Origin of the sequence: Streptomyces sp. NPDC051173 (assembly GCF_040689515.1) — a bacterium.
GTDB lineage: Bacteria > Actinomycetota > Actinomycetes > Streptomycetales > Streptomycetaceae > Streptomyces.
In genome coordinates, this window is sequence record NZ_JBFBBD010000039.1 from 1 (window position 1) to 17,673 (window position 17,673).

Annotated in this window: 14 protein-coding genes and 1 pseudogene; 3 read left to right on the forward strand and 12 right to left on the reverse strand. The window is 71.7% G+C overall.

Annotated elements, in window-relative coordinates; genetic code table 11:
• Positions 1 to 148: 148 nt before the first annotated feature.
• The 4 genes from AB0435_RS20585 to AB0435_RS20600 form a co-directional block, all read right to left on the reverse strand.
• The gene (locus AB0435_RS20585; RefSeq protein ID WP_366427623.1) at positions 149 to 1,264 is read right to left on the reverse strand and encodes an alpha/beta hydrolase-fold protein; all 1,116 of its coding nucleotides are present in this window, start codon (positions 1,262 to 1,264) and stop codon (positions 149 to 151) included.
• A gap of 154 nt (positions 1,265 to 1,418) precedes the next feature.
• Positions 1,419 to 2,102, reverse strand: coding sequence for a response regulator transcription factor (locus tag AB0435_RS20590; protein ID WP_366006048.1), 684 nt, complete (start codon positions 2,100 to 2,102; stop codon positions 1,419 to 1,421).
• Positions 2,099 to 3,364, reverse strand: coding sequence for a PspC domain-containing protein (locus tag AB0435_RS20595; RefSeq protein ID WP_366006047.1), 1,266 nt, complete (start codon positions 3,362 to 3,364; stop codon positions 2,099 to 2,101). Before AB0435_RS20595 ends, AB0435_RS20590 begins: the two co-directional genes overlap by 4 nt.
• Positions 3,365 to 3,459: 95 nt before the next feature.
• A complete protein-coding gene (locus AB0435_RS20600) occupies positions 3,460 to 5,202 on the reverse strand; it encodes a serine/threonine-protein kinase (protein ID WP_366006046.1) in 1,743 nt (580 codons plus the stop codon).
• A gap of 133 nt (positions 5,203 to 5,335) precedes the next feature.
• Between AB0435_RS20600 and AB0435_RS20605 the strand changes: the two genes are divergently transcribed.
• Positions 5,336 to 6,640, forward strand: coding sequence for a PspC domain-containing protein (locus tag AB0435_RS20605; protein ID WP_366006045.1), 1,305 nt, complete (start codon positions 5,336 to 5,338; stop codon positions 6,638 to 6,640).
• Positions 6,627 to 6,866 (forward strand): hypothetical protein, encoded by a 240-nt coding sequence (locus tag AB0435_RS20610; RefSeq protein ID WP_366006044.1) that lies wholly within the window; start codon positions 6,627 to 6,629, stop codon positions 6,864 to 6,866. The genes AB0435_RS20605 and AB0435_RS20610 overlap by 14 nt, the downstream gene beginning before the upstream one ends.
• 40 nt (positions 6,867 to 6,906) lie before the next feature.
• Here AB0435_RS20610 and AB0435_RS20615 read toward each other — a convergent pair whose 3' ends face one another.
• From AB0435_RS20615 to guaA, 6 genes and pseudogenes are all read right to left on the reverse strand, one after another.
• The gene (locus tag AB0435_RS20615) at positions 6,907 to 7,440 is read right to left on the reverse strand and encodes a DoxX family protein (protein WP_366006043.1); all 534 of its coding nucleotides are present in this window, start codon (positions 7,438 to 7,440) and stop codon (positions 6,907 to 6,909) included.
• A gap of 127 nt (positions 7,441 to 7,567) precedes the next feature.
• A complete protein-coding gene (locus tag AB0435_RS20620; RefSeq protein ID WP_366427624.1) occupies positions 7,568 to 8,593 on the reverse strand; it encodes a L,D-transpeptidase in 1,026 nt (341 codons plus the stop codon).
• Positions 8,594 to 8,770: 177 nt separating this feature from the next.
• A pseudogene (locus AB0435_RS20625) lies at positions 8,771 to 9,562 on the reverse strand (class II aldolase/adducin family protein); the annotation flags it as partial.
• A gap of 85 nt (positions 9,563 to 9,647) precedes the next feature.
• A complete protein-coding gene (locus AB0435_RS20630; RefSeq protein WP_366427625.1) occupies positions 9,648 to 10,520 on the reverse strand; it encodes an alpha/beta hydrolase in 873 nt (290 codons plus the stop codon).
• A gap of 104 nt (positions 10,521 to 10,624) precedes the next feature.
• Positions 10,625 to 11,209: a Uma2 family endonuclease gene (locus tag AB0435_RS20635; protein WP_366427626.1), complete on the reverse strand. Its 585-nt coding sequence runs from the start codon at positions 11,207 to 11,209 to the stop codon at positions 10,625 to 10,627.
• A gap of 135 nt (positions 11,210 to 11,344) precedes the next feature.
• Positions 11,345 to 12,949: a glutamine-hydrolyzing GMP synthase gene (gene guaA / locus AB0435_RS20640; protein ID WP_366427627.1), complete on the reverse strand. Its 1,605-nt coding sequence runs from the start codon at positions 12,947 to 12,949 to the stop codon at positions 11,345 to 11,347.
• A gap of 314 nt (positions 12,950 to 13,263) precedes the next feature.
• Between guaA and AB0435_RS20645 the strand changes: the two genes are divergently transcribed.
• On the forward strand, positions 13,264 to 13,551 hold the full coding sequence (locus tag AB0435_RS20645) for a chorismate mutase (RefSeq protein WP_366006038.1): 288 nt from the start codon (positions 13,264 to 13,266) through the stop codon (positions 13,549 to 13,551).
• Between the two features lie 639 nt (positions 13,552 to 14,190).
• On the opposite strand, the gene AB0435_RS20650 is transcribed toward AB0435_RS20645, so the two are convergent.
• Both AB0435_RS20650 and AB0435_RS20655 read right to left on the reverse strand, forming a co-directional pair.
• Positions 14,191 to 15,981, reverse strand: a complete 1,791-nt coding sequence (locus AB0435_RS20650; RefSeq protein WP_366427628.1) for a GMC family oxidoreductase — start codon at positions 15,979 to 15,981, stop codon at positions 14,191 to 14,193.
• 24 nt (positions 15,982 to 16,005) lie between these two features.
• Positions 16,006 to 17,649 carry a succinic semialdehyde dehydrogenase gene (locus AB0435_RS20655; protein ID WP_366006036.1) on the reverse strand — a complete coding sequence of 548 codons (1,644 nt, stop codon included), beginning with the start codon at positions 17,647 to 17,649 and terminating at the stop codon, positions 16,006 to 16,008.
• Between the last annotated feature and the right edge of the window lie 24 nt (positions 17,650 to 17,673).

The window sequence follows — 17,673 nt, forward strand, 5'->3', positions numbered from 1 at the left end:
GAAACTGGGGGCAAGCCCCCAGACCCCCTGTCCTCAAACGCCGGACGGGCTGATTTCAGCCCGTCCGGCGTTTGAGGACGCGACCGAAGGGCGCCCCCGCCGCAGGCGGCAACGGACCCGCACCCGGAAACGGCCCGCACCCACCGGCCTACGGCCGGACCCGCTTTGTCAGCCATCGGAAGACGTCCGGCACCTGCCGCTCCCACACCGCCGTGCCGTGGCCGCCCGCCCCCGCCGGTACCTTCACCACGTCCACCGTCGTCGGCGCCTTGGCCGCCTGCTTGAGTGCCACGCCACCCTGGTAGCCGTCGTCCTCCGCGCCGGAGACGAAGAGGGCCACCCGGGGCGGCGTCTTGGCGCGCTGGAGCATCTTCCAGGGGTTGTTCTCGTCGCGCAGCTCGGGCGTCTTGGCGGTCAGGGAGGCCGACTCGCCGGCGGGGTCGTTGTAGCCGGACAGGCTGACGCCGGCGCTGTAGCGGTCGGGGTGGGCGATGGCCAGCTTCGCGGCGCAGTGCGCGCCCGCCGAATAGCCCGCGACGGCCCAGCCGTCCGGCTTCTCCTCCGCGCGGAAGTTGTCGACGACCATCTTGCGGACGTCGACGCTCAGCCAGGTGTCGGCGTTGACCTTGCCCGGGACGTTGGCGCAGCCGGTGTCCACGTCACCGAGCAGGGTGGTGCGCGGGGCCACGATGATGAAGGGCGCGACCTCGCCCTTCTCCATCATCGGCTTGAGCTGCGTGTTGACCTCCAGCGAGCCGAACCACGCCTTCGCCGACCCGGGGAAGCCGGGCAGCACCTCGACGACGGGGAACTTCTTGTCCCGGTAGGCGGGGTCGTCGTACTGCGGCGGCAGCCAGACGTAGACCTCGCCCTCCACTCCCGATATGTGCCCCTTGAGCTCGGTCTGCCGCACGCCGGCGCCCATGCGCTTGTCCGACACGGGCGTGAACTTCTGGAGCACCTTCGGCTCGTCCTGCACGGACCTGCCGCCGGTGCCGTCGGGGCCGAGGTCGGCCGCGGCCCGGACGTGGTTGCCGGTGCCGAGGAGGTCGGCCCAGTTGTCGAAGAGCCCGTTGGCGTTGTTGACGATCACGAACACCAGGGTGATCGCGGTGGCCTGCGCGAACAGCAGCATGAGGAACCGCGTGACGTGGCGTACGGCCTTGGGCCCGCCGATCCTGCCCCAGAGGGCCAGCGGCAGGGCGAGGGCCACCACGACCAGCACGATCGTGGTGAGGAGGAAGGGCGTACCCGTCAGGCTCATCGGGCTCTCGTTTCGGATCGTAGGGCCCGGTCCGGGCCCCGGCCCTACGGGAGTGAGAGCCTCTCGTCCGTTTAGATGGCCTGGGGGCCACGCAGGTTCCCGCCCGCCCGGCCGCCGGGCGACGGCGGACGGACGGCCGGGCGGGGCAGCCGCCTCAGACCAGCCTGCGGGCGGTGGCCCAGCGGGTCAGCTCGTGGCGGTTGGACAGCTGGAGCTTGCGCAGCACCGCGGACACGTGGGACTCCACCGTCTTCACCGAGATGAAGAGCTGCTTGGCGATCTCCTTGTACGCGTAGCCGCGCGCGATCAGGCGCAGCACCTCGCGCTCGCGCTGGGTGAGGCGGTCCAGGTCCTCGTCGACCGGCGGGGCGTCGGTGGAGGCGAAGGCGTCGAGGACGAAGCCCGCCAGCCGCGGGGAGAACACCGCGTCGCCGTCCTTGACCCGGAAGACGGCGTCGACGAGGTCCGTGCCGGTAATGGTCTTGGTGACGTAGCCGCGGGCACCGCCGCGGATGACGCCGATGACGTCCTCGGCGGCGTCCGAGACGGACAGCGCGAGGAAGCGCACCGGGCGCTCCGGGTCGGTCATCAGCGGGGCGCTGCGGCGCAGCACCTCGACACCGCCGCCGCCGGGGAGGTGGACGTCCAGGAGGACGACCTCGGGGCGGGTCGCGGTGATGACGGTGATCGCCTGGTCGACGTCGGCGGCCTCCCCGACCACCTCGACTCCCGTGCGGTCGGTGGCGCCGATCTCCGCCTGCACTCCGGTCCGGAACATCCGGTGGTCGTCCACGAGCACCACCCGCACATGGCGCTCCGCCGTCTCTTCGGTCGTCATGACGCCCTCTCCATTTCCAGCTCCACTTCGGTTCCCCCGCCGGGCACGGACCGCAGTCTCGCCGTGCCGCCGTTGCGCTGCATCCTGCCGATGATGGACTCGCGGACGCCCATCCGGTCGTCCGGCACCGCGTCCACGTCGAAGCCCGGGCCGCGGTCGCGCACGGAGACGAAGACCGTACGGCCCTCGACCTCGGCGTAGACCTGGACGGCGCCGCCCTCGCCACCGTACTTGGCGGCGTTGACCATGGCTTCACGGGCGGCCTGCATCTGCGCCGCCAGCCGCTCGTCCAGCGGACAGTCGCCGACCACGACGACCTCGATGGGAACGCCGTGGTGGTCCTCGACCTCGGCGGCGGCGGCCTTGACCGCGTCGGCGAGGGTGGTGGGCTCCTCCGCCTCGTCCCTGCCGCGGCCCTCGGGCCGGTAGAGCCAAGCGCGCAGCTCGCGCTCCTGGGCCCGGGCGAGGCGGGCGACCTCGCGGGGGTCCTCGGCGTTGCGCTGGATCAGGGTGAGGGTGTGCAGGACGGAGTCGTGGACGTGGGCGGCGACCTCGGCCCGCTCCTGGGCCCGGATACGCATGGTGCGCTCGGCGGAGAGGTCCTGGGTCATCCGTACGACCGAGGGTCCGGCCAGCAGCGCGATGCCGACCAGGACGGCCAGTGCCGCCTGGAGGACCGTGCCCAGGTGCTCGGCCGAGCCCTGGAGTACGACGATGCCGGTGACGCCGACGCCCGCGAGCACGACGCCGGCCGCTCCGCGCGCGAGCGGCAGGACACGCTTGCGGCGGCTGACCTCCATCCAGTGCGCGCGCCGGGCGTTGTCGGCCTGCCGCCAGACGAGGGCGACGCCGGCGCCGACCAGAAGCATCGGCCAGATGTAGGCGTTGGCGCGGCCGAGGTGGAGGTTGTCGACGAAGATCGCGGCGCCGATGACGAGCGCGATCAGCGCGAAGACCTGCCCGCGGTCGGGCTTGCGGGCGAAGAGGCGCCGCGGCCCGTCGGGGGAGGTCTCCACGGGCACGGGGCGGGGGGCGTCGACCCCGCCGACGCCGAGCGGGACGACGAACCAGAAGACGGCGTAGAGCACCGCGCCCATGCCCTGGGCGAGCAGCAGCGCCAGGAAGACGATGCGCACCCACGAGACCGGCACGCCGAGGTGCCCGGCGAGACCGCGCGCCACGCCGCCCAGCATCCGCCCCTCGGCGCTGCGGTAGAGCTTGCGCAGGGGGCGGTCCTCGGTCTGGGGGGTGGCGGTGGTCATGGTCCGATCGTCACACGGGGAGGCGGGCGGGAGCATCAGGGTCGACCCTGACAAGACCCGGGGTCGGGCTGCCGCTGTCGGGCTGCTGCCGTCGGCTACCGCTCGGGGCGGAAGCCGTCGCGGACCACGTCGAACACGGGCCGGTAGCGGTCCCAGTCGGCCGAGGGGGCCGAGAGGTAGATCGCGTACTCGTTGCCGCCCTCCCGGCCGAAGCCGAGGTCGATCGCGCGGTACTCGCGCGCCCGGCCCTGGAAGGTGAACTCCCAGACCGCCGCCGGCTCCCCCCGGAAGGACGTCTCCTGCATGCGTCCCCGTTTGTAGCCGTTGACCTCGGTCTTGATCTGGCCCTCGACGTCCTTCCAGTGCTGGAGGTGGTCGGGCCCCGCGAAGTCCAGCACGTTGATCTTGATGCCGACGCGGGTGGTGCTGTCGAGGTAGTCGACCTCCACCGCCGACTTCTCCTGCCGGGTCCAGCCGTTGGGCACGGGGAAGGACACGCCGAGCTTCTTCTCCTCCACCAGGTGATAGCCCGCCGGCACGGGCGGCGGCGAGAAGGAGGAGGCGGACGGGGAGGGTTTCGGCGTCGTCCCCGTCCGGGGCCCGTCGGACGGGGACGACGCGGCATCCTTGCCGGGCTCGTCACGGGCCACGGCCTCGTCGGAGGTCCCGCCGTCCTGGAAGTAGGCGTAGAGGCCGCCGGCGCCCCCCGCGAGGGCGACCACGGCCACCGCGCTCCACAGGAACGCGCGCCCCTTACGGGCCTTGCCGGCGGAGGGCGCGGGCGGTCCGGCGGGCGCGGCCTCCGTCCTGACCTCGGTCGCCGCCTCGCTCGCGGCGGGAGCGCCGTCCGTGCGGTGCCCGGTCCACGTACGTGCCGCGTCGTCCGTACGGGTCCAGGGACCGGCGGTGTCCGCGAGCGGCGGCTCCTCTTCACGGGCGGGCGGGACCACCGGCTCCGAGACGGCCGGGTGCGTCGCCGTCTCCGACTCCGCGGCCGGCTCCCGCAGGATCTGCTCGGCCAGCTCGGCCGGGGGCCGCAGCGCCGGGTCCTTGGCCAGCAGCGTCTCGACCAGTCTGGTGAGCGGCCCCGCGTGGCGCGGCGGCGGCAGCGGGTCCATGGCGATCGCGTAGGCCGTCTCCACGGCGGTGTCCTTGCGGAACGGCGGGCGGCCCTCCAGCGCCTGGTAGAGCGTGGCGCCCAGCGCCCACAGGTCGGAGGCGGGGCCCGGCTTGGCGCCCTTGACCCGCTCGGGCGCGATGTAGTCGATGGAGCCGACCATCTCGCCGGTCTTGGTCAGCGTCGAGGTGCCGGTGGAGTGCGCGATGCCGAAGTCGGTGAGCACGACCCGCCCGCCCTCGCCGAGCAGGACGTTGCCGGGCTTGACGTCGCGGTGCAGCACCCCGGCCGCGTGGGCGGCGCGCAGGGCGGCGATCATGCCGCGGCCTATCCGGGCGGCCTCGTCCGGGGTGATCGTGCCGCTCTTGAGGACGTCGCCGAGCGTCGTCGACGGCACGTACTCCATGACGATGCAGGGCAGGCCCCGGTCCTCGACCACGTCGTGGACGACGACCACGTTGGGGTGGTTGATCCGGGCGGCGCTGCGGGCCTCGCGGCGGGTGCGCTCGTAGAGCGTGGCGAGCTCGTCCTCGTCCAGATAGAGCCCGACGTGCAGCTGTTTGAGGGCGACCTGACGGTCCAGCAGCGAGTCCTCGGCGCGCCAGACGGTGCCCATGCCGCCCCGGCCTATTCGCTCGAGCAGCCGGTACCGGCCGGCGACCAGCCGTCCCCGGTCCTCCCCCGGCCCGGCCGCCGCGGACCCGGACGCTGACTCAGACACCGTGCACCCCTCCGCTTCCCCCATAGGCGTTCGACCCGCCACGATATCCGGCGCCGTCTCAGGGGTGATCTCAGGGAACGGCCAGGGTCGAGAGGTGTGCCGAAAGCGCGTTCCGGTTGACACCATGTTCTGTATGACCGACACACCCACCACCGAGGACGCGCAGCAGGGCGGCGCGGTTCACGGCTCCCCGCCGGAAGTCCGGCCACCGCTGCGGCGCAGCCGTGAGCACAAGGTGGTCGCGGGCGTGTGCGGCGGTCTCGGCCGCTGCTTCGACCTCGATCCCGTGATCTTCCGAGTGGTGCTGGGCGTGCTCGCGGTCACCGGCGGGCTCGGCCTGATCGTCTACGGTTTCGCGTGGCTGCTCATCCCGCTGGAGGGCGAGGAGGAGAACGAGGGCAAGCGGATGCTGTCGGGGCGCGTCGAGGGCCCGGCCCTCACCGCCGTGCTGTGCGCCCTGGTGGGCTGCGGCCTGTTCCTCTCCATGCTCAACAACAGCGCGGTGATGTCCTTCGCGCTGATGCTGACCGTCGCCCTGGCAGGCGCGGCCTACTGGTCGAGCCACCGCCACGGCCCGGAGGCCCCCGAGGAGACGGCCGCCGCGCAGAAGACGCAGAAGACGGTGGAGGCTCCCCCCGAGACCAAGGCGCCGCCCGCCCCGGGCACACCGTCCTGGTGGCGCGACCCGATCGTCAAGGACGGCACCACGGGGCCCATGGGCACGCAGTCCGGCTATCTGTGGGGCCCGGACGACGGTCCGTACGACAAGGAGACCGCCGAGCGCACCCGCTCCCGCCCGGTCCGCCGCCCCCGCCCGCTCGGCGGCTGGATCTTTCTGCTGGCCCTCCTCCTCTTCGCCCTCGGCACCGGCCTGGCCTGGCACCACCAGCCGCTGGGCACCAGCCTGGAGATCGGCCTGGCCCTCGCCCTGGGGGTCTACGGCCTCGGCATCGCGATCAGCTCGCTGTACGGCCGCACGGGCGGCGGCACCGTCGTCATGGCCGTACTGACGGCGGTACTGCTGACAGGCGCGGCCGCGCTGCCCAAGTCGGTGACCACCGACTGGACGCGGTCCACCTGGCACCCGGCGAACGCTGCCTCCGTGCAGGGCGCCTACCGGGTGGGCAGCGGCGTGGGCGTGCTCGACCTGACCGGCCTCCAGTGGCCGAAGGACACCCCGGTCCGCACGGCCGCCGAGGTCGGCGCGGGACAGCTCAAGCTGGTGGTCCCGGAGGACGTGACGACGAAGCTGACCGTCGACGTGGGCGTCGGCGACATCCGGATGCCCGGCGAGGGCCGCGACAACATCGACGTCAGGCCGAACCAGAAGCAGCACCTGACACTGGAGCCCCGCGTCGGGCAGTCCTCGCGCGGCACCTTGGAGATCCGGTTGAAGGTCGGCATCGGCCAGGTGGAGGTGGACCGTGCGAAGGCATGAATTCGAGCCGGGCAAGGCCGTCGTCGGACTGGTGCTGCTGGGCGGCTGCTTCGCCTATCTCGCCCTGGCCCACGGCTCGTGGCACTTCCCCTCCTACGCTCTGCTGCCCGCGCTGGGCATCGGCCTCTGCGCGGCCGGTCTGGTCTCCTCCCTCGCCTTCGCGGTGCGCCGCCACCGGGCCCGCGGCGGCGACTCTCCCGACCCCCTGGACCGGACCCCGCGCTGAACGCGTCCGCGCGCGGGAAGGGCACAAGGCTGACGCCCCGTCAGCTGAAGAGCCTCCCCCGCCGCCCGTGCTCCCGGCGGCCGCGGGACCATATGGCGTCGACGGACAGATAGGGCGCGCCCGCGAGCACCAGGGGCAGCCAGGCCATGAGATAGGCGAGGTCGTTGCCGTAGTAGTACGGCGTGGACGACCAGCTCACCGTCATCCACAGGCTCAGCGAGATCAGGGCGCCGCCCGCCGCCGCGACCCGGGCGAGCACGCCGAGGAGGGTGCCTATGCCCACCGCCAGCTCGCCGAGGGCTATCGCGTAGCCGAAGCCGACCGGGCTCTTCAGCGCGAGGTCGACCAGGGCCGGGATCGCGCTCGAATCCCGCACCGAGTGCAGCAGCTCGCCGAGGGAGCCCGCCCCGCTGCTCGCGAGGAAGGCCGAGTCGGTGAGCTTGTCGAGCCCCGCGTAGATGAAGGTGACGCCGAGGAAGATCCTCAGCGGCAGCAGGGCGTACCGCGAGAGCGTGGACCGGCGCCGCTCGCCACCGCCGCCGCCCACCGCCTCCCCGCGACCCAGGAATGACATACCGTCCGCCGCCTCTCCGTCTCTGTCGTCATCCGACCATACGTACGGGAGGCGGTGCGTGTTCACCCCTGTGGATAACCCGCCTGTGGACAACGCATCGGCGTCACCCACAGGGCTGGCGGATTTCTCAGCCGGTGCGGACGCCCAGCGCGCTGCCGTCCAGCCACTCCTGCCAGCCGAGGTTCCAGTCGCCGTAGCCGTTGCCGAAGCGGTCCATCGGCTTCGGCTTGGAGCTGCCGGTGACCTGCACGACGTCGCCCTTGAGGCTCAGCCCGTACAGCCACTTGGCGTCCGCGGTCGACATGCCGATGCAGCCGTGGCTGACGTTCTCCTTGCCGAAGGACTCGGCGTTGTCGGGGGCCGCGTGCACGAACTCGCCGCTGATCGTCTCGCGCATGCTGAAGTCGTACGAGCCGTAGAAGCCGTCGGGGTGGCTGCGCGGGATGCCGATGGACAGCGAGTCCATGACGACCCGGCCCTCCTTGGCCAGGATGGTCTTGATGCCGTCGCGGGTCTGGAAGTCCTTCGACTCGTCGCCGCCGCTGATGGGGATGGTCCGCAGCGTCTCGCCGTTGCGGACGACCGTCATCCTGTGAGCCTTGAGGTCCACGGTGTTGATCATCGAGTCGCCGACGGTGAAGGACACCGTCCGGTCGCCGCCGCCCGCGGCCGTCCCCTCGGCGAGCTTGACGCCCGCGAGGCGCGCGTCGAGCGTGACCTTGGTCCCGGCGGGCCAGTACTTCTCGGGACGGAAGTGGACGCGGGTGTCACCCTTGGTCTCGTTCCAGTGCCAGGCGCCGGGGACCTTCGGCGAGGTGGAGACCTTCAGCCGGCCCTCGATGCCCGCGCGCAGTTCCTTGGAGACCTTCTGCTGCTTGAAGACCAGGGCGATGGGCTGGCCGACGCCGACCTTCTCACCGTTGGCCGGGGCTATCTCCGGGCGTACGACCTTCGCCGCGTTGGTCAGCGTCTGAGCGGCCGGCGCGGGCTTCTCCGTGACGGGCGTCGCGGAAGGGGACGGCGAGGCCGGTGCCGACGAGGAGGACTTCGCGGCGGGCCGCTCCTCGGCCTCGGCTCCACCACCGCAGCCGGTGACGGCCAGCCCTGCCAGGGCCAGGGCGGCGGACAGCCCGACGGAACGGGAGAGGCGCATGGTTCTCCAACCGGTTCATTGCTTCCAGGCATGGCGGAGCCGAGGCGGTGAGGCCCCGGCTCGCGACCATCGTAAGCAGGGCGAATGCCCTGAAAAGGCGCCCGGAAGTACGAGTGACCCCCACCTGTCGGCGGGGGTCAGGCCACCGGCCGTCGACGGCTGCCTCAGCTCGCGGCCTCAACCCAGCAGCTCGGGCTCGCTCCGCGTGATCTGCTCGTAGAGCGGCTGGTAGTTGATCCACGCGGCCAGGTCGTTGCCCAGCCTCTCCCGGGTCTCCTCGGCGTGCGCGGCGTCGATGTGCACCGGCTTCCCGGCGGCCTTGGCCAGGAGCTGCACCTGGCACGAGCGCTCCATGGTGATGAACCACCAGGCCGCGGCGTCCACGGAGTCCCCGACCGTGAGCAGCCCGTGGTTCCGCAGGATCACGGCCTTGTGCGGCCCCAGGGTGGCCGCGATGCGGCGGCCCTCCTCCAGGTCCACGACGACTCCCGTGTAGTCGTCGAACAGCGCGTGGTCCTGGTAGAAGGGGCAGACGTCCTGCGTGATCGGCTCCAGCAGCTCCCCCAGGGCGGACAGCGCCCGTCCGTACGTGGAGTGGCTGTGCGCGGCGGCCACGACGTCCGGGCGGGCCAGGTGGATCTGCGAATGGATCGCGAACGCCGCCTCGTTGACGTGGTGGCGTCCCTCCACGACCCGCCCGTCGTGGTTGACCATGATCAGGTCGCTGACGGTGATGTGCTTGAAGGACATCCCGAAGGGGTTCACCCAGAAGCAGTCCGTGAACTCCGGGTCCCGCGCGGTGATGTGGCCCGCGACGCCCTCCTCGAAGCCGAAACGTCCGAAGATCCGCAGCGCGGCGGCCAGCCGTTCCTTACGGTGCTGCCGCTCGTCCTCGACGTTCTCGTGCTTCGGCGGCAGCGCGAACCGGAGCTGATCCGTGGGCACGGGCTCGGGCCTTGGCGACATGGGCTTCTCCTTACGACGCGCGCGATTCCGTACGCCTCGGAAGCTACCTCCGGGTAAGCGAGGAGAACAGGGTCACGGCGCCACTGGATCACGCGCCCGCCGTGTGCGCCAGGATCGCGTCGGCGAGCGGCCCGAGGCACTCGCGCGGCAGCGCGTGTCCCATGCCCGGTATCCGCACCAGGCGGGCGGCGCCGATGCCCTGCTGGAGGTGGCTCGGGTGCGGCGGCGGGAAGACGGGCTCCGCCGGGGCCTCCACGACGAGCGTGGGGACGGCGTTGCGCGCCAGCTCCTCCGTGCGCAGCATGCCGGAGTGGTCGGCGCGGCCGTGGGCGAGAGAGACGTCGTAACGACCGGAGTGTTCGATGATCCGGCGCTCCCGTTCGCGCATCTCGTCGGCGTGGAAGGGAAGTTCACTGCCGCTGAGCACCCGCCAGTGCTCCACTCGCCGGTCGAGCTCGGCCTCCAGGCCGTGATCTTCGACGGGCCGCGCCCACATCTCCAGCACGCGGGGGTCGATGGCCGGCAGGTCGGCGGCGGCGGTTTCCGTGCCGTCGGGAGCGATCAGCGGCTTCTCGCTGAGGGCGCAGGTGCACATCAAGGTCGCGCTGAGGATGCGGTCCGGGCGGTCGGCCAGCAGCAGTTGGGCCAGCATGCCGCCGAGCGACATCCCGACGACGTGGGCGCGTTCGACGCCGTGCGCGTCCAGGACGGCGAGCGCGTCGTCGGCGAGATCGGTGACGCGGTAGGGGTGTTCGTCGTACGACCAGGTCGAGCGCCCGGCGTCGCGGTGGTCGTAGCGGATGACGCGATGCCGCGCCGCCAGCGCGTCGACCAGCTCCTCGGGCCAACCCAGGCCGGACGCCTGCGCGCCCATGATCAGCAGCAGCGCGGGCGCGCCGACCGGGCCTCGCGCTTCGCTCCACAGGTGTACGCCGGGGGCGATGTCGACGGTTCGCTGCATGGTGGTTCCTTCCGTAGGGCCTCACTCCAGAGGTGGAACGATACGTATCGTCTCGTTGTCCTGCAAGAGAATTGGCGGCGTCCCCGCGCGGACGCCGCCGACGGCTACAGCTGGTTGATCTCCGTGAGGTCGATGTCGATGTCGAACGGGACGGACAGCTTGAGCGTGTCGCGGTACGTGCCGGTCGGGACGTAGGTACGCGACTCCTTGTCGAGCTCGAAAACCTGGACGATGGGCTGAAGGTCCGTACTGGCCATCTCGACGCGCCAGAAGTGCGGGATGCCCGCGGCGGCATACTTGTGCGGCTTGGTGTCACGATCACGGGCCTCCGAGCTCGGAGAGACCACCTCGACCGCGAGGAGTACGTCCCTGACCTGGAAGTAGGTCTGATCCAGGCTCCTCACGGCGTCGGCGTGGACAACGGAGATGTCCGGCTCCGGACCGTTCCTCTTGTCGATCACCACAGTCATTTCCCGCCGCACGCGGAGTTCGGCGGGGACTGTGGCGCGCAGCCCTCGTTCGAGTAGGTACATGACGAGCGTGTGAAAGTCTCGCTGCGGACTCACGAAAACCAGGCTCCCGTCGATCAGCTCCGTGTGCGGCGGGAGGTCGGGCAGCGTCAGCAGGTCGTCCACGGTGTAACCGTCCTGCGGCGGCACCGGCCAGGGGTGCGCGATCTCAGCGGTCATAAGTCCTCCCATGAACGGGATTCTGGGCCGTACGGTCAGCGTACCCACCCCCAAATGACAGTGCCGCCACTCAAACGAATGAGCGACGGCACTGGCGTTTGACCCCGGCGGGTCTCAAGGGGTCTCAGGGGAGGACTACTCCCACTCGATCGTCCCCGGCGGCTTGCTGGTGATGTCGAGGACGACGCGGTTCACGTCGTCGACCTCGTTGGTGATGCGGGTCGAGATCTTCCCCAGGACGTCGTACGGCAGGCGCGACCAGTCGGCCGTCATGGCGTCCTCGGAGGAGACCGGGCGCAGCACGATCGGGTGGCCGTAGGTGCGGCCGTCGCCCTGGACGCCGACGCTGCGGACGTCCGCGAGCAGGACGACCGGGCACTGCCAGATCTCGCGGTCGAGACCGGCGGCGGTCAGCTCCTCGCGGGCGATGGCGTCGGCCTCGCGCAGCAGGTCCAGGCGCTCCTTGGTGACCTCGCCGACGATGCGGATGCCGAGGCCCGGGCCCGGGAAGGGCTGGCGCTGGACGATCTCGTCCGGCAGACCCAGCTCCGAGCCGACCATGCGGACCTCGTCCTTGAAGAGCTGGCGGAGCGGCTCGACGAGCTCGAACTCCAGGTCCTCGGGGAGGCCGCCCACGTTGTGGTGGGACTTGATGTTGGCGGTGCCGGTGCCGCCACCGGACTCGACCACGTCGGGGTAGAGCGTGCCCTGGACGAGGAACGCGACGTCCTCGCCCTCGGCGCCGGCCTCGGCCACGATCTCGGCCTGGGCCTGCTCGAAGACGCGGATGAACTCCCGGCCGATGATCTTGCGCTTGGCCTCCGGCTCGGAAACGCCGGCGAGGGCGGTCAGGAAGCGCTCCTGCGCGTCGACGACCTTCAGCTGGACGCCGGTCGCGGCGACGAAGTCCTTCTCGACCTGCTCGGTCTCGCCCTTGCGCATCAGGCCGTGGTCGACGTAGACGCAGGTGAGCTGGTCGCCGATGGCCTTCTGGACGAGGGCGGCGGCGACTGCGGAGTCCACGCCGCCGGAGAGGCCGCAGATCGCGCGCTTGGCGCCGACCTGGGCACGGATCGCGGCGACCTGCTCCTCGATGACGTTGCCGGTGGTCCAGCTGGGCTCGATCCCGGCGCCGCGGTAGAGGAAGTGCTCCAGCACCTGCTGGCCGTGCGTGGAGTGCATGACCTCGGGGTGGTACTGGACGCCGTAGAGCTTCTTCTCGTCGTTCTCGAAGGCGGCGACGGGCACGACGTCCGTGGACGCGGTGACCGTGAAGCCCTCGGGGGCGGCCGAGCAGGCGTCGCCATGCGACATCCACACCGGCTGCTCGACCGGGGTGCCCTCGAAGAGCGTCGAGCCCGGCTTGGCCACGGTCAGGGGCGTACGGCCGTACTCACGCGCGCCGGAGTTGTCGACCGTGCCGCCGAGGGTGGTGGCCATCAGCTGGAAGCCGTAGCACATGCCGAAGACCGGGACGCCGGACTCGAAGAGGCCGCGGGCGTCGTCGAGGCGGGGAGCGCCCTCCTCGTAGACGGACGACGGGCCGCCGGAGAGGATGATCGCCTTGGGGTTCTTGGCGAGCATCTCGGCCACCGGCATGGTGGACGGGACGATCTCGCTGTAGACCCGCGCCTCACGGACTCGACGGGCGATGAGCTGGGCGTACTGCGCACCGAAGTCGACAACGAGCACCGGTTCCGCGGTGTTGTCGTGGGCGGCGGCGGGGGGTGCTGCTGACACGGGGCGGCCTTCCGGCGGTCGGTGAGGGGGTCTCTATTTGTCGATTCTACCGGGGCGCGGGAGCTTGCTTTTGTCTCACCATCCGAATCCGCGTTGGCCCCGGGGCCTCCGCCGGGCCATACTGTGCGCCATGCGCAAGCACCTGACCTACGTCTTTACCTATGGCAACCGGCCCGTCCGGCTGCCATGGTCGTGCTGCTTGAGCCACTGACAAGCGACTTCGACAGGCGCCCCGGGCCGACAAGGCCCGGGGCGCCTGTCGTTTTCCCGGGTCTCGCCGCTCCGGGGGGCCGCGCCCCTTTGGAGGAACACACATGAGCACTCGGACCGTCGCCGAGACCGGCGCCCGTACCGACCAGGCCGCCGGCGTCATCACCGACGAGCGCAAGCGGATCGACGACCTCGACGGCCGGATCATCGGTCTCGTGCAGGAACGGATGGCCGTCTCCGCGGTGATCCAGCGCGAACGCATCGCCTCCGGCGGACGGCGCGTGAACCTGGCGCGCGAGATGGAGGTCCTCGGCCACTACAGCGACCAGCTGGGCAAGCCGGGCACGGCCTTCGCCATGACGCTGCTGGAGCTCTGCAGGGGGCGCGTCTGAGCCGGTGGTCCGCTCCCGCACCACCCCCTCGTCACCCGTACGGCGCGTGACCGCCCTCCGGAACCCTTCGTTGGACCCGGTGCCGCGCCGGCCAGGAGCGGCCCGCCGAAATGCACGTGTGGCTTCCGTCCCTGTTCACCTGGGCGCCCGGCGCGACAGGGCGGATCCGCCGGAACGCGAGACGTACGCGTACGTACGTCGTGGGACCGCGTTCCGGTGGCGAGGCGACCGGTCAGCAGGGGACAGCAGCCCGGCCGCCACCCGAAGGACGGTCGGTTCCGGGGACGCCTGGAACCGACCGTATCCGGTCGAAACGGTTGCGCTCGGAGCGGCGCATCCCGCACGATGCCAAGAGAGCGCCGAAGCCCCGGCTCCGTACCGCCATTGGTTCAACCACTGCCGTCGGTGAGGCGCCCGCACGAGTCGCGCGGCGAGCGCGAACGCACCACCCAGATGCCAGCGGCGCTCCCCCCGGCGCCGCTCCGCGGCACCGACCCTGCCCCGACCCTCGGTGCCGGCAGTCAAGGGCCCCGTGGCCGCCCGCACGCCCCCGCGGAGGCGGCCCGGGGCCCTTCGCCGTGCACTGCCGGTCCCGGACACGTGAGGCCGCTCGCCGATCCGTTCCGAAAACGCCCGCGGCTACAGCAACCGCAGCTCCGCGAACGCACCCTTCGGGACCGCCGGTCGGTGCGGTGCCACCGCCGGCACGCGCTCGTACGCGCCGCCCTGCGGCGGGCGCGCGTCCCGCTCGCCCTTGTTGGGCCAGAAGGACATCGCGCGTTCCGCCTGTGCCGTGATCGTCAGCGACGGGTTGACGCCGAGGTTCGCCGAGACCGCGGCGCCGTCGACGACCGAGATCCCCGAGTGGCCGTACAGCCGGTGGTACGGGTCGATGACGCCCTGCGTGGCGTCCGCGCCGATCGGGCAGCCGCCCAGGAAGTGCGCGGTGAGCGGGGTGCCCATCAGCTCGCCGACGTTGCTGCCCGCGAAGCCGTTGATCTCCCGCGCGATCAGCGTCGCCGCCCGCGCCGCCTCGGGGATCTGCTTCGGGTTCGGCGCTCCGTGGCCCTGCCGCGCGGTGAGCAGTCCCCTGCCGACGCCCTTCTGCTTCCGGTACGTCGTCAGGGAGTTGTCGAGCGACTGCATGACGAGCCCGATGATCGTGCGCTCGGACCAGCGGTGGTTGGACAGCGACCGCAGCAGCCGCACGGGGTGCCGCGCGCAGTGCGCCGCGAACGCCACGGCGCGCGGCGCGCGCGTGCCCACCGGCACCTGGAGGATCGACAGGGCGCCCATCGCGTTGGAGCCCTTGCCGTAACGGACGGGCTCGATATGCGTGTTGGCGTTCGGATGGATCGACGACGTGATCGCGACGCCCCGGGTGAAATCGACCTCCGGAACGCCGTGGGCCGCGCGGTAGCGGCGGTTGTCGGTCTGGGCGCCGACCAGCGCCTCCGAGTTCGTCCGCGTCAGCCGCCCGAGCCCGTCGGGGACGCGGGGCAGCAGCCCCTTGTCCTTCATGGTGTGCAGCAGCGTCTGCGTGCCGTACGTGCCGGCCGCGATCACCACGTGCCGCGCGCGGAGCACCCGGGGGCGGGCCTTGCGCCGCTTGTCGGTGGGGACGGTGACGACGCGGTGGCCGCCCTCCCGGTGTTCCGTGACGGCGACGACCGTCGTCATCGGGTGAATGACCGCCCCGGCCCGTTCGGCGAGGTGGAGGTAGTTCTCGTTGAGGGTGTTCTTCGCACCGCGACGGCAGCCGGTCATGCACTCACCGCACTCGACGCACGCCTTGCGCGCCGGTCCCGCGCCCCCGAAATACGGGTCGGCGGCCTCCTCACCGGGCCGCACGCGTGCCGTGCCGTCCGCGTCCTGGCCGTCCCCGAAGAACACGCCCACCGGCGCGCGGTGGAAGGTGTCCCCCACGCCCATCTTCTCGGCCGCCGCCCGCAGATGGACGTCCGAGGGCGTCATGGTCGGGTTGAGCCGTACTCCGAGCATCCGCTGCGCCTGCGCGTAGTACGGCTTGAGCTCTTCCTGCCAGTCGGTGATGCCGGCCCACTGCGGGTCGTCGAAGAACGCCTTCGGCGGGACGTACAGCGTGTTGGCGTAGTTGAGGGACCCACCGCCGACGCCGGCGCCCGCCAGGACCATCACGTGCCCGAGCAGGTGGATGCGCTGGATGCCGTAGAGGCCGAGGGCGGGCGCCCACAGGTAGTTGCGCAGGTCCCAGGAGTTCCTGGGCAGGGTGTCGCGGGTGAAACGGCGGCCCGCCTCCAGCACGCCCACCCGGTAGCCCTTCTCGGTCAGGCGCAGGGCGGACACCGCCCCGCCGAAGCCCGAGCCGACGACGATCACGTCGTAGTCGTAGGGGTCCTTCTCGTCGCGGTCTTTCCCGTCACGGTCCTTCTCGTCGGCAGACGCCGCCACCTGTACCTCCGTAAAAGCGTCCGGTCAGCGCAGGCGCAGTGCCTTCAGCGCGCGCAGGCTGCGGGTCATGAACTCCGCGTACTTCTCGTCCGTCATCCCGAAGGACGGTGCGAGCGGCATGAGCCGCTGCTGGGCGACGGTCTGGGACTCGGTGTACTTCAGGATGCCCTCGGAGCCGTGCCGGCGGCCGAGCCCGGAGTCGCCCATGCCTCCCATGGGTGACTGCGCGCTGCCGTAGGCCGCCGCGTACGCCTCGTTGACGTTGACGGTGCCCGCCCGCAACCGGGCTGCGACCGCGCGGCCGCGCCGTCCGTCCTGGGTCCAGACGGACGCGTTCAGACCGTACGGAGTGGCGTTGGCCATCGCGACGGCCTCGTCCTCGTCACGGAAGCGGTAGACGGAGACGACCGGCCCGAACGTCTCCTCCGCGCAGACCGCCATCGGCGCCTCGACGCCTTCGAGGACGGTCGGTTCGAAGAAGAGCGGGCCGACGTCCGGCCGGGGGCGGCCGCCGGTGAGGACGGTGGCGCCCTTGGCCACGGCTTCCTCGACGTGCCGGGTCACGGTCGCCAACTGCCTTGCGGAGACCAGCGACCCCATGTCGGCGCCGTAGGCGAGGCCCGTGCCGAGCCGCATCGCGTGGGTCCGGGCGACGAAGCGCTCGACGAAGGCGTCGGCGACCGACTCGTGGACGTACAGCCGCTCTATGGAGATGCACAGTTGCCCCGCGGACGAGAAGCAGCCGCGGACCGCGCCCGCCGCCGCCTTCTCGATGTCGGCATCGCGCAGGACCAGCATGGCGTTCTTGCCGCCGAGTTCGAGCGAGCAGCCGACCAGCCGGGCGGCCGCTCCTCGCGCGACCTCGCGGCCGGTGCGGGTGGAGCCGGTGAAGGAGACGTAGTCGGCGTGCGCCACGACGGCAGGCCCGACGACCGGCCCCTCCCCCAGCACGATCTGCCAGACCGCCGGGGGCAGTCCCGCCTCGATCAGCAGCTCCCGGGCCCACAGGGCGGTCAGCGCGGTCTCGGTGTCGGGCTTGGTGACCAGTGTGTTGCCCGTGACCAGGGCGGGCAGCGCGTCGCCGACGGACAGCTCGAAGGGGTAGTTCCACGGCGATATCTGGCCCACGACACCACGCGGCTGGCGCAGTTCGGTGACCTTGGTCAGGGTCGGCACGACACCGGTGTGCCCCTTGGGCCGCAGATAGGCGGGAGCCTTGCGCCCGTAGTGACGGGCGGAGACGGCCACCGCCTGCACCTCCTCGTGCGCGTGCAGCCGGGCCTTGCCGGTCTCCACCTGGATCAGGTCCAGCACCTCCGCCTGGCGGGCCAGCACGAGGTCGTGGAAGCGCAACAGGACGGCGGCACGCTCCCGTACGGGCACGGCCGCCCACACGCGCTGCGCCTCGCGTGCCCGCCCGAACGCGGCGGCCACGTCCTCCGGGCCGGACTCCGGCAGGTCCGCCAGCTTCCGCCCGGTGAAGGGCGTGTGGCTGACGGTCGTCCCGGATCCGGTGAGCCCCCGGGTGAGCCGGGCGACGAGCGCGGGCGTGACGACGTCCGCGGCGGTACGGGCTCCGGGCGGGGCGACCGGGTTCCCGCCCGGAGCCCGTACCGCTGCTTCCGCCGCCGTTCCCTCTGCTGCTGCGCTGTGCCGCGAGTCGGTCATGGGGGCGAGCGTAGGCGGGCTCGC